Raw genomic sequence first — 12,331 nt, 5'->3', positions numbered from 1 at the left:
ACCTATTTATATTTACTCAGCAAATACAATGAGTAAATTTTCACACTTTATTACCAATTATATTGAAATTAATTTATTCAAATGATACTATCGATTAAAAGGGGGTGAAAAATTGGAGAACGTCGATGAAATAAAAAAATATAAATTTTTATTATCTTTTCACGATGGCCATCAACTATTATTTGAAACAAACACGGATATTAGAACAGCAGAGCGCGAATACATAAATGGTGGAATGTTCGTGGTGACAGATAACCAATACACCATTAATCTAAACCAAGTTGCACGAATTCAAGTTAAGAAACAGCGATAACCACGTTGGAGCTAGAAGTTAACATTAAAGAGTCATTCTTATACCAAATAAAACGAAACGCATCCTTCTTAAAAGGATGCGTTTTCAAAATGTCTATACTCTTATGAATTATGACCAATATATTACAAGTGCCTGGCACCTGTAATAAATAATAAGCAAGCCCATACCATCACGGGTACAGGCTTTAATAAGGGCTCTTGAATTTTCATCTTCAAAATGCTACAAACCGGGCACTTATTAACCTTAAAATACGCCTAAGCTCATTTCCACGTATGTAGAATTAGTTGTATGCATTTTTTTCATTTGAATGAAAAGTGGGGTCTTCTGAACATATTTTTTTTGCTCCATATAGCTAAATAACTCCCAGTATTTTTCTTGAGATTTTAAAACGAAATCATCTTTTACTCTAGTCATCAGTAAATTGTCTACGCAAAAATAGCTAGTAAATTTAACAGCTTCCTCACTAGGAATAACTAAGCTATCTTCATTTATTGTCAAAAATATCTCTGCAGTCATAACCTCTGCGGTTGGTTCACTAAGAATAGTATAAAATACTACACCTGCTGGTGAATAATTATGCTTCGATAATAGCTGTACGAAGTCTTGAAAGGCTAATTCAATCTCTTCTGGAACAAAATTATATTTTTTTGATACTACGTTACGATAAGCAATTTGATGGTCCTCTACTATCATTATTCATCACCCTGGCTTTTTAATGGTACATATAAATCTACTATGTATTCCCCATAAACATTTAGAAGGATACAATAATAATAATCCTCAATTTCTATATTATTTAAATTGGAATAGGATTTTATTTCATCGAACGCAGTGTTTATATTAAGTTTTTCATCCGCCTGGCGTAATAATAATGCTCTATCCACTTTAAAGTGTTTTTGAAAAGAAAAGTTCGCATCTTCTGCAACTTCCACTTGACTATTTATCGGAAGATAATAAGTAAATTTTCCAAAAGACTCGTTATCTTTCACACTTTTAAACGAGAAAAACAAAGGTCCATTTCTATATACATCCTTGGTTAATGCAATATCCTCTAAATGATAAATACCTTCCTGCCAATCTTCCTTATTCCCCTCGGCATTAAAGACTAGCAAATTTTCAAACATTAGTGCACATAATTCAATCCCCATCAAGTTCACCCTCTCAGATCAGTTTCCAAACCATTTAAATAACCACGTTCATTATAATTAAAGCTTTTAAAACGCATTTTACAATATAGAATAATAAGCTGCTCCGGAAGAATAAAAAGCATAACATAAAAAAGAGTTATACCAATTAGGACTACACCGTACATATTGAAATCATTGATAGCAGATTTCCTAATGATAAATTGGAGAACCAATACTAAACCAATTCCCACAAATATAGCAGTAGATAACAAGGACTTCTTCTCAAATTTTGTTCGAAGTTGCTCTTTACGAGAACCCTTTCTATACTGCCCTTTTCTTAATAAAATATAAAATCTTATAAATGTTACAACAAAAACCAGTAAACCAATAAATAATAAAACATATGTAAAGTTTAGAAGAGATTCAGGCGTAGCCTTCATCCCTTCTCCGTCTCTCCCGATGAAAAATAAAGCACAAATAAATAAGGGAAATGTAAAAAGATTTTGAGAAACTAGTATGCTTAATAAATATTGGAATTTTTGGCTTCTACGATAAATGAATGGAATAGCATAAACAATTGACAAAGCGGCTAAAATAATTGTAAACCAAAAGTGCACATTCAGAATTTCCTGTTTATAAGGAAAAATACTATCGTATGATGCCACATAGTATTCTAAAGCATATATCAGTGGCATAAAAATTGCCCCTAAAATTAATGCTACTGCCAATTGAGCTGGCCCTTGTCTCCCGGACTCTAAAGGAATCCTTAATACCTCAAAATCCTCTTCCTTTAACCTACTTGCCAAATTTCTCTCCTCTTTCTTAATGGAACCACCCCTTCAGTGTATCCAAAGCGGATTTACCATCTTTCCCTTTAGCGTTTAGTAACATATTGACCCCAACTCCTGCTATTGCTCCAACAAATGTTCCTAATCCTGGTATTGGTATAAATGCAGTACCAGCTGCAGTCAGGCCTACTTGAATGGCACTCCCAATCGCGACATCAGCAGCGGTATCTGCTGTAGCTCTTGCTACGGCTTCTCCTCCACTCAATCCATCATCCTTAGCGGTATTATAATTATCATTAAAACTCAACGCAGCAGTAAGAGGGGCAACTCCTTTAGTAGCTCCTTTTAGTAATCCTTTTGCCACACCATTTTGTGTAACTCCTTTAAAGTCTACTAAATCAGTAAAACCAGTTCCAGCTCCTTTAAACGTTGCAGAACCAACGGTCTTTACCTTCTCACCAAAAGTGGCACTATCTCCCCAATACCGAAGATGGGGATGTTTTTCTAAAACCATTTCTCCTTTTGCTGACCAGCCTGACTGTCCAGGTTTCTTTCCAGCATATTTAAGCATTCCTCCAGATTCATTAGGAAAACCTAATTTCCCCATAGCTGTAGCACTAGCATTAATTCGGTAGGAAGTTTTACCATATTCAGGAACAAAATGCCTAGAAGTAGATAGTTGCCCGTTTTTAGTAGCATTATACATGTGAATACCCGATTTAGTGTCAGTTATGATAGTGCTAGCATTACCATAATGACCTACATACTCACTAAAATTACCATCTTTTGAAACATCCCCAGTACTTTCAGAAGCATCTTTTTCCGCTACAGAACCTGGATCGTTTACACTGCTCGATAGATTATTCAAAATTGGGGTATAAGCCGTATATTGAGCCCAAGCTTCCGCAGGAAAATGAATGTCGGAGAGCCCTGAGCTCATCATTCCTTCCATTTCCTGTAACCATGTATCCATTGTTTTTATATTCGATTCGACTGATAGCATAGAGGATACTTGAGTTGAGTCAAACTCATTCAAGTCAGTTATTGTGTCATCTTTCTTTTTTCTAGAATCGATGACCCCTTGCTGAACGTCACTATCATCTAAATGAGGAAGTGCCACAATATCGGACACCTGGTCCATTATGGCATTGGACTCATCTGTTAAATTACCAGTAATTCTAGATATTTCAGCTAATCCTTCTTCTACCTCATTTAAAAGGAAACTTTCCTGAATATACCCCTCTGTGTCTGGCTCCAATGAATCTAAAGCAGATTTTAGCTGGTCAAGCTTTGTTTTAAAATTTTGTTTAAATTGTAAAAAGAATTTCAGAAAAGGAAGATGGCAATCATTGTAATAGGAGCGAATAGCTTCTCCACCCTGCCCTTTTAGACTACTATCCATTCCCACTAAGCCTGTTATAGTCTTCTCTATTTCTTTTATTTCTTCTTCCAAACGAGTCAACATATCCAAATTGCTCTTTATACCAGTTTGAAGTAAATCTACATCTAGTACCTTCATTGCGCCAACATCCTATATCCTCCAGAGCCTTTGATACCCGTGGATAATGTTTCATCCGTTTCCTTCATAAATTCAACAGAACTAGTAGTAGTAAGGATATTTTCATTCAATAAATTCTGGTATTTAGTCAATAAGGTTTCTAGATTTGTAGAAAGTTCATTTAGTTTATCAACGACATCTAATACATTTCCTTCAATGGGCGACTCTTTTGTAGGATTTAGTCCCTCATTTGCAGCCGTCATTTCCTTTAACTGATTTTCTACATCAGCGTAGACAATTTTTACCTCAGTCATAAAAAGACCTCCTTTGTTATACTCCTGTATATCTTCCCGGATTAGCAGCTTCCTCCGCCGCTATTCTTGCGATTGTTGCCCTTAGAGCGGCAATTTCTGCTTGAATTTCTGCTATTTTAGCTGAAATTGCGCTAAACACCGCGCTAAATTGCGTCCCAATAATTTCTTGGTAAGGAGCCTTTATTCCTGACTCACGTATTTCATCAAAAGCAGTGGCTAGCGTCCCGTACCAGGTTGTAGTAGTTAACTCCGGTTCCATACATTTCGGTTCATTCGATGTAAACTCAGATTGTTTTCCAGTTAAAGAGGATTGACACTCGTTCAATCTTCTTATTTCCTCTTCTTTTTTTGCTATCATGGCATAATAATGTGCGATCAATTCTATTACCCCTCTCCTAAAGGTTTTTGATCTTTTCTTCTAGAAACACCATTTGCTGGTTGAGCAAGCTTCGGTAAAAATACAGTGAAAAGAATGATAATCCCAATGACTATAATGGAAAGAAAAATGAAGATAAGAAGATTGTTGCTTGAGCTTTCTTCCTCTTGAAAAGAGGTGTTCGTTTGTACTTTTGTCTCTTTGTCGCCTGAAGTAAATAGCTTTAATTCTACCGATCTTGCTGCTACCGTACTATTCTCTCCTCTTTCAGCATGTTGAAATAAGAACGAGGAGTCGTTTCGATCAGGTAACTTATTTCTACCATCAAAATAGATATTAAATTGCTTAACAGGAATAGTATTTTTCATTTCGGTCTTCTTTACATCGTGTAGATAATCGGTATTCTTCTTGAATTCTAATTTTTCATATAGCAAAGGTTCTAATTCATCAATTGTTTTATTTTCATCTGCTAGCACTTCTCCACTTTTAAAAAAACAGAGTAGTGCTGCACAGAAGATAATCAAAATAATTTTGTTAGCTTTCATAGGCTTCATCTACAGTTGTAGCATTTTGGCCATTATTCTTGCTCACAAAATACGAAATTACTAGCATCACTATAGCAATAGCGCCTGTAATAATTACTCCCACCAAAAAGTTTGTGTCTGCCTCATATTTAATAGATAAATATACATTCGATAAAATATCTGGAACACTTACATCTGGAACTGCAAGTATTAGTAAAGGAACGATATACACACACATAAGTGCTATACTAGCCAGCCAGCCTGCTGCCTGACCAAATTCTAATGCCGCTCGAACTATAGAAGCACTTGCCAATAGCAATAGCACTGTAAAAATCGTCCACTGAATGGCACGTTCATCATTAAGAATATACATATTGACACTGTATAAGCTGATAATTATTCCTACTAGAACGGATAAAATTATCGTCATCGCTACGCGAAGCCCAATTGCCCCATCCTTTAATTGATAAGTAAAATACCCTATTAATAAACTGCTAATGAGTAATATGATAAATAAAATAACTGGCGGAACTTTTTGTCCATCTTCTGATACGGCAGTTGCTCCTTTTACTCCTAATGGATTAACAAAATGGTTAAATGCATATCCATTCTCCTGTCCATCCACATATGTGTTAGCTAGGAAACTTTGTATGTCTCCATCAAAGTCGGTCATTGCATCCACGTTAGTTTCCCATTTGCTACTAAACTCGTTAGAAGTTGACTTAATATCATCTGCTTTAGCATGTAAATCATTCGCATAATTCACTAGGTTATTCTGGCGCTCTGATAAGGTGTTCATCATTTCGCTAAGTGAAAGAAGCTGATTACTTACATTTTGTTGACTAGAAACAACCTCTCCTTCACCTACCGTTTGTTGAGGCTCACCAGTGCCTAACATAGTAGCTGGGTTTTGAATCTGTTGTAGCAAAAGATTTGCCTGCTTATCAATAGTGTCTAAATCATTGAGTAGTGATAAATGCTGTTCTTCTACCGTTTCTCTTTGACCTGACATAATAGCCGCAAACGTTGTGCTAAGGTCTGTCATACCTAATTGCGTTTGCGGAATACTTTCTTCAACCGCAGTCCAGCTTTCTAATTCCAAATCATTTACGTCTACGACATTTTTTAGTAAAGCAGTTAAAATTTCATCCTCAAGCAGTGCATCCTTATTGACGCTATCTCCACCTTCATTTAATGTGAATTCGAACTGCTCTAGTGTTGCGTAATAGGACAATAAAGAGCTTAGCTCCGTATTGGTAACTCTTTTACTAAATAATTCTTGTAATCTAGTTTTCTGTTCTGCTGTTAGTTGAGCGTGATTCAATAGAGCTTCTTCTTTTTGGCTAATCTCTAATCCCAATCTCACTGTATCAGCCGGATAGGTGTCGATGATTTGTTGAACGGATTTGTATTCTCCATATACCGTATTATAGTTAGTTAAAAGATTTTTATATTCCTCAGTTGCTGCAGCATAATCATTTGTTCCTTCTTGCTTTGAGTTATTCCAAATACCTTCCTTTTGAGAAATAAGAGCAGTAACATTCGTCAGCTCTCCTTGCAGCTGCTCTAAATCAGTTACTAAAGTAGAAGTAGGGTCTGTTTCTGCTACTTTTGTTTTTAAAGATTGTAGCGCGGTCAGAATTTCATTGACCTTTGTACGCTCTTCCTCTAAGCCTGGAAGAAGAGTTTCCGACTTAGCTGCAGCCTTGCGCTCCATTTCTTCGCGAATTGTATTTAGCTGCTGTGGATCTGTCCCAATATCCATTAGACCTAAAACAGCTGTACCATTCTTTCTAGCCTCAATTCCTTTTTCTAAACTATTAAGAACAGAGAAATTGTAACGATCAATTGCAGTTTTTTGGACGGCAAGCAGATCATTCAATTGTCTGTCTACCTCACCTTTTCGTAGCTCAGACAAAGCATTAAATTTTTCTTGATTGACATCTATGATTTCATTGACCTTATATATTTCATCGTTTAACTTTTCATTGCTTTCTTCAAGCTGTTGTACTGTTTTGTTAAATTTCTCCGCCTGCGAAAATGCCGCTACTTTTATCTTGGCCAAGCTATCATCCTGAACCTGCTTCAAAATTTCTTTTTGGCTATCTTGGAAGACTTTATATTGCTGAACATAGCTTATAAATCCATCCATTTGGTTACCAAAGGTCTCTGCGTTTTGAATTCTAGATGCATGAGAATTATTTGCGGAGCTGATCGTGGAAAGCAATCCGGCCATCTGCTCTTTTTGTCGTTTCATTTCCTCAGCAAGCGTTTCAGATTCAGGTTTATAGTAATCAGACATTGTCGTTAAAAACTCAGTCTCTTTACCTAAAATGTTGGCGAATTCCTTTTTGATGTGATCCATCTCTTGAGCCACATACGTCCAATATAGAGTTGATACTTTTTCATTCACTCGATTGCTAGCTGACTCTATTTCATGTAGTACACGCTCTTTACGAAGACCAGCCTTTTGAGAGTGCACTTTATACGAAAACTCTGCCTTGGCAGGGTTTTGCTGATCATAGGACATAATATTGGATGAAAAGTTAGAAGGAATATACACGATTGCCTCATATTGATTGGATTTTAGCCCATTCTCAGCAGCCCCTCGACCAACTACCTTCCATTCATATGGTGAGTCGGTAGCTAGAATTGTAACTACCTCTACCCCCATGTCAATATTCTCCTGCCCCTTTGTAATACCTTGGTCCTCATTTACAATTGCGATAACCCGTTTATTTGGGTTATCCAAATCCAATATACTGACCCCCATCAGTTGGAAGAACAAAATAGGGAGAGCTAATATTAAAACAATCCCAGCAACTATTTTCCACAACCCCGAGCTTTTTAAGTTTTTCATTGCGTGATCTTCCTCTCCATCTTACATAACGGAATTAAAACCTTTGTAGCATTTCCATTGAATACGTAATGAGCATAGCCTAGTGGCAGCTCAGCCTCTTTTCTTTCATAAGGAACTGTATATAGCGTTTGCTCCGATTTTTTCATAAAGACTAATCCTTGTCGAACTAGCTTCAATTCATTAGTGAACGCATCGAATCCCTTAGTTATTTCTGAATTGTTAGCAGATACAATCACATTAAAGCCTAGATGTGTATATTTCTTCATAAGCTTAGATAGGCGATCTTGGATGCCCACATCTGCCACCTGTAAAAATCTTGTATAGCCATCAATGATAAAGTGAGCAGGTATAATCTTTGGTGATTGACCATTTTGTAAGCTCTCTAGATAACTGTTTTCTACCTCTGTGTAATGTTGCTCTACGCGTGCAATCCATTCGATCAATCGATCCTTCGTTTCCAAATATTCCACCTGTGGATCGTCTGAGAAAGTTGCAAGTCCCCGATCGAATGAATCAAAGATAGCAACAAAACCATTCTCTTGGTCCATTAATTGGTGTATTAACCACTTGATTGTGTTCGTTTTGCCTCGTTGAACAGGTCCGATTAACATTAGATGACGATTCTTTTTGAAGTTGATCATGATTGGTCGAACCGTCTCTTCGTCTAAGCCCAGTGGAACCATACCTTGGGCAGGCTTTTCTTCTAGATAATTTTGGAAGTTGTTGCTGCTTAGCTCAAGCGGCAACATTGGTATAGGCTTAGGACCTTGCTGACTTGCATAAGCAGCTCTTAATGTTTGTACTTCTGATTTTAAAGATTCAAGTACCTCAAAATCATCTTTCCCTTGCACTGGTAGGAAAAGCTGTGCAAATTTAGCGTCTTCCTTCTTAATAATGGCTCTCCCTGGGAAAGGCTCTAAGTCAAATGGGACTCTACCGATTACACCGTAAGACTCCGTGTTATCCATTAGATAATGAACTATTTTCGTTTTTAAATTGTTCATGAGAGACTGTCTGATCGATTGCACTCTAGTTGCGGAAATAAGAAGATGAATACCTAAAGATTGACCGTCTCGACCAAACTGTATCAGCTGTGCTTCTAGCTCTTCCATTTCTTCACGCACAATATCGTAATTATCCACGGCAACATAAATTAATGGTAAAGGAGTATCCGATAATTTATTGTACATATGGATATTGCTTACCTCGGCATTTTGGAAGGCTACCTTTCTATTGGAAATTTCATCTTTTAATAGCTTAACTAGCTTGTCACGCTTTAATTCCTCATCCATGGTAAAGTAATCCGCCGTATGCGGAAGTCGTTTTAAAGGAAGAAGGGAACCATTTCCGTAATCTAAAATATATAGATGAGCCTCTGTAGGTTTAAGATTCTGCGCTATGCCTAGTAGGATTCTTAATAGGGTATACGATTTTCCATATCCAGAGGAACCAAAAATACCTACATTCCCATCCTTCTTCCACTCGTAATAGATTGGATTTTGTGCCTGTTTTTCTGGTTCATCAATCATACCTAACAAAAATGAATCCTTTTGTGGTTCTGCATACTCGAACGGGGTGATTCTTAATGCTAAAGGAGGCAGCCACGGACTTTGTAGCTTTTGAATTGACATATCATCTTGCGTTTGTGCAATTTTAGCTGCCATTACTTCGATTTCGGTCATATTGCTTTTTTTCTTACTTACCTTCGTTTCGATTCCGGTAAGCGGAATGAGTCCTAAATCAGTTACAACAGCAATGTCTTCTTCTCCTTCAAGTGTTTCCTCCATATAAGGTGCCCCGCTCCAAGCCGATTGGAATAGCTCATAAACCTCGTTGTTCCCTACCTGCAAATAACCTCTACCTGTGACTGTAATAGAAGCAGCATCACTATTTTTTAGGATTTCTTTACTATCATTTGCATCTTGTACCTTCAGAGCAACACGAAAACGAGCGTTACTCCAAATTTGCTCATCAATAATCCCGCCAGGCTTTTGAGTTGCCAGTATTAGATGAACTCCTAAGCTACGCCCAATCCGAGCAGTACTTACTAGCTCTCGAATAAATTCTGGCTCCTCACTCTTTAGCTCCGCAAACTCATCAGAAATAAGAAATAAGTGCGGGAGAGGCTCTAATGCCACACCATTTTTATAAAGCGTTGTATAGTCATCAATATGAGAAACCTCATAGCGATCAAAGAGCCTCTGTCTCCGCTTTAGTTCGCTATTAATCGAAGCAAGGGCACGCATACTAAAGTTCTTACTACCTTCAATATTTGTGATTGTTCCTAATAAGTGAGGAATATTCTTAAATGGCTGAGCCATACCTCCTCCTTTATAGTCGATTAATAGAAACGCAACCTCATGTGGGTGGAAATGAACTGCTAGCGATAAAATATATGTTTGAAGGAATTCACTTTTACCAGAACCTGTCGTCCCTGCCAACAATCCATGGGGACCATGAGCTTTTTCATGCAAATTTAAATGAACAAGCTCTTTCTTACCCTTTAATCCAATGGGAACGGCTAATGATTTAGCTGATTCATTCATTTTCCAGTATTGGCTAATCGGAATATCATCCACATCTTTGACGTCGAACATTTCTAAGAAACTTACAGAATTAGGAATAGAATTTTTCATCCCAATTTGATGATTTAAAGTTCTTAGCATACGAGAAAATCGTTCATTCGTAGCTGAATCGTACTCATCCAGATGAAATGGCTTGTTAACTGCCTTCCCTTCTTCTATTAAAATATCTCCTTCTTGTTCATTTACATATCGGACAAGTGTATGAACATTCTCAGTCATTCGTTCCTCAGCAGATTCCGCAAAAATAACAGAGAAGCCTAATTCTCTCGTGTCTTTTTTCTCTAAATATTCCATAATGACATGCTCCGCTATTAAGGAGGTATCCGAGATGATAAAAACAAGATGGGGAGCAAATCTCACTTTCCCTTTCATCTCATCGACGTCGCGTTCTCGAATTATTTCATATAGAGAAGAAAGAAGTTGATCGCGAGTTTCCTCGTTATGGATCAAGCCTTTCGCGTGCATATTTGGAAGGGTGGAATGGGGAAGCCACTTCATCCATTCATAATCCTCATATTCTTCATGTTTAAAAATATTAATAAAACGAATATCATGATAGCTATGAGCAAATGCCAATTGTCCAATAATCTGTTGAAGCTCGCGTTTAATAACACTTTCCTTACCTATCAAACCTAAAATACCTTTATGGAGGTCAGTTGTGACTGGCGCAGATGGAATCGTTTGATATACTTTTTCCATTCTTTGAGCCTCTTCTAACAAATCATCGACTTCTCTGTTTGCCAGGTCTCCTGATGTAAGCTTTATCTCGTAGCTAGAAGGAATATCCCCCTTACCCAATCTAAACTGTAGGAAGTCATGACTCTCTAAGCTTTTTTCCCAAATACGACCGGATAACTCCTCAGTCATTTGTTTCATTTCGTCGAATGAAGGAAAATGATATTCTAAAACAAATTTTTGTTTTTCGGAGAGCTCATACAACTCTTCACGCAAATTAGCCATATACGCTGCATATACTCTTCTTCGCTTCTCTTCGTTTTCTTTTCGCTTTTTTCGTTCCTTAAAATAGTTAATCGTCGAGGTTACAAGAACCGCCATGAACATCGTAATGGAGATAATGACAAATAGTCCTCGTGGTACAAAGATCGTGATTGTACCTATCGCAATAAGCATTACAAGTGGTAGGGCAATCGTTAATAACAAACTTCTTCCTGTTGAATCACTTTCCTGAGCTGGAAAGGATATGGATACTTTATCCTCCGGGAGGTCATATATCATCCGAGGAGTTCGTCTATATTCAGGATACATACTATATCTTTCGGATTTGGGAAGCTCTATTTCAGGTAGTAAACTTGTATAGTTTGAGCTAGTAACTACCTCGATTAAATCCCTTTTAACGAGCTTTATCTCCATGAAAGCCCATTGAAGGACATCCCCTAATTGGATAATTTGATTTGCTTGACATCTTTTTCCGTTCAAATATAAGGGACAAAGAAAATCCTTCTTTATTATCCAACCATCATTAATTTTATTTACAGAGAAATGTCCAAGCTCTATCTCAGGAAACTGTAAATTATGACGATAAAACGTTGCATTATCCCCTTTACTGTCAAAAGATACCTCATTTTCATAGTCGGTATAGTATGTCTTTGCTTGGAGCGCAGCTGATGTTATATAGAGCTTTAGAAATCTTTCTCTTTGCTCGATCGTTAAACTGTTTTCATCTGTTAACTCACCAACCTCCTGGGACCCATCGTTAACTACTAAACGATTTTCCTTTTTTTCTATCTTAATTTCTCCAAAAAGAAACGGAAAGTTTTGTACGGTCACATCGTGCTCAATAGCTGGGCCAATGGTAAGCGCTGTGAAGTCTTTTTCTTTTAGTTCTATTCGTTGATAATCTTCTCCATAAAACACCCATAGCTGTAACAATCTGAACACCTTCTTTCAATCACTCATAATTTTGTGCGAGCAAATACTGAATACAT

10 protein-coding genes are annotated in these 12,331 nt (G+C 37.1%); 1 reads left to right on the top strand and 9 read right to left on the bottom strand.

Annotated features, from left to right (window positions below; all coding sequences use genetic code 11):
- Nucleotides 1-112: 112 nt before the first annotated feature.
- Nucleotides 113-313, top strand: coding sequence for a hypothetical protein (locus MKY94_RS04880; protein ID WP_144537429.1), 201 nt, complete (start codon nucleotides 113-115; stop codon nucleotides 311-313).
- A 243-nt stretch (nucleotides 314-556) separates the two neighbouring features.
- Here MKY94_RS04880 and MKY94_RS04875 read toward each other — a convergent pair whose 3' ends face one another.
- The 9 genes from MKY94_RS04875 to essC are packed head-to-tail and all read right to left on the bottom strand — an operon-like array spanning nucleotide 557 to nucleotide 12,275.
- Complete coding sequence (locus MKY94_RS04875) at nucleotides 557-1,006, bottom strand: DUF5085 family protein (protein WP_342578147.1); 450 nt, start codon at nucleotides 1,004-1,006, stop codon at nucleotides 557-559.
- Nucleotides 1,006-1,461 (bottom strand): DUF5085 family protein, encoded by a 456-nt coding sequence (locus MKY94_RS04870; protein WP_144537425.1) that lies wholly within the window; start codon nucleotides 1,459-1,461, stop codon nucleotides 1,006-1,008. Before MKY94_RS04870 ends, MKY94_RS04875 begins: the two co-directional genes overlap by 1 nt.
- 5 nt (nucleotides 1,462-1,466) lie before the next feature.
- The gene (locus tag MKY94_RS04865; protein ID WP_144537423.1) at nucleotides 1,467-2,246 is read right to left on the bottom strand and encodes a hypothetical protein; all 780 of its coding nucleotides are present in this window, start codon (nucleotides 2,244-2,246) and stop codon (nucleotides 1,467-1,469) included.
- A gap of 16 nt (nucleotides 2,247-2,262) precedes the next feature.
- Nucleotides 2,263-3,747, bottom strand: a complete 1,485-nt coding sequence (locus tag MKY94_RS04860; RefSeq protein WP_342578146.1) for an LXG domain-containing protein — start codon at nucleotides 3,745-3,747, stop codon at nucleotides 2,263-2,265.
- A complete protein-coding gene (locus tag MKY94_RS04855) occupies nucleotides 3,744-4,040 on the bottom strand; it encodes a YwqI/YxiC family protein (RefSeq protein ID WP_144537419.1) in 297 nt (98 codons plus the stop codon). The genes MKY94_RS04860 and MKY94_RS04855 overlap by 4 nt, the downstream gene beginning before the upstream one ends.
- Nucleotides 4,041-4,056: 16 nt before the next feature.
- The gene (locus MKY94_RS04850; RefSeq protein WP_225215872.1) at nucleotides 4,057-4,419 is read right to left on the bottom strand and encodes a DUF5082 family protein; all 363 of its coding nucleotides are present in this window, start codon (nucleotides 4,417-4,419) and stop codon (nucleotides 4,057-4,059) included.
- Nucleotides 4,420-4,424: 5 nt separating this feature from the next.
- A complete protein-coding gene (gene essA, locus MKY94_RS04845; protein ID WP_151111024.1) occupies nucleotides 4,425-4,970 on the bottom strand; it encodes a type VII secretion protein EssA in 546 nt (181 codons plus the stop codon).
- On the bottom strand, nucleotides 4,951-7,800 hold the full coding sequence (gene esaA / locus MKY94_RS04840) for a type VII secretion protein EsaA (protein WP_154311343.1): 2,850 nt from the start codon (nucleotides 7,798-7,800) through the stop codon (nucleotides 4,951-4,953). The genes essA and esaA overlap by 20 nt, the downstream gene beginning before the upstream one ends.
- On the bottom strand, nucleotides 7,797-12,275 hold the full coding sequence (gene essC, locus MKY94_RS04835) for a type VII secretion protein EssC (RefSeq protein WP_342578145.1): 4,479 nt from the start codon (nucleotides 12,273-12,275) through the stop codon (nucleotides 7,797-7,799). Before essC ends, esaA begins: the two co-directional genes overlap by 4 nt.
- Nucleotides 12,276-12,331 lie beyond the last annotated feature (56 nt).

The organism is Psychrobacillus sp. FSL K6-2843 (genome assembly GCF_038626375.1).
Lineage (GTDB): Bacteria > Bacillota > Bacilli > Bacillales_A > Planococcaceae > Psychrobacillus > Psychrobacillus faecigallinarum.
The sequence above is the reverse complement of the archived record's forward strand: the minus strand, read 5'-3'. Positions and strand labels throughout refer to the sequence as shown.

Bases quoted from the DNA above. Each gene is read 5' to 3' on its own strand.
- essA (WP_151111024.1), bottom strand. From the start codon at position 4,970: ATGAAGCCTATGAAAGCTAACAAAATTATTTTGATTATCTTCTGTGCA.
- MKY94_RS04875 (WP_342578147.1), bottom strand. From the start codon at position 1,006: ATGATAGTAGAGGACCATCAAATTGCTTATCGTAACGTAGTATCAAAA.
- esaA (WP_154311343.1), bottom strand. From the start codon at position 7,800: ATGAAAAACTTAAAAAGCTCGGGGTTGTGGAAAATAGTTGCTGGGATT.
- MKY94_RS04860 (WP_342578146.1), bottom strand. From the start codon at position 3,747: ATGAAGGTACTAGATGTAGATTTACTTCAAACTGGTATAAAGAGCAAT.
- MKY94_RS04870 (WP_144537425.1), bottom strand. From the start codon at position 1,461: ATGGGGATTGAATTATGTGCACTAATGTTTGAAAATTTGCTAGTCTTT.
- MKY94_RS04855 (WP_144537419.1), bottom strand. From the start codon at position 4,040: ATGACTGAGGTAAAAATTGTCTACGCTGATGTAGAAAATCAGTTAAAG.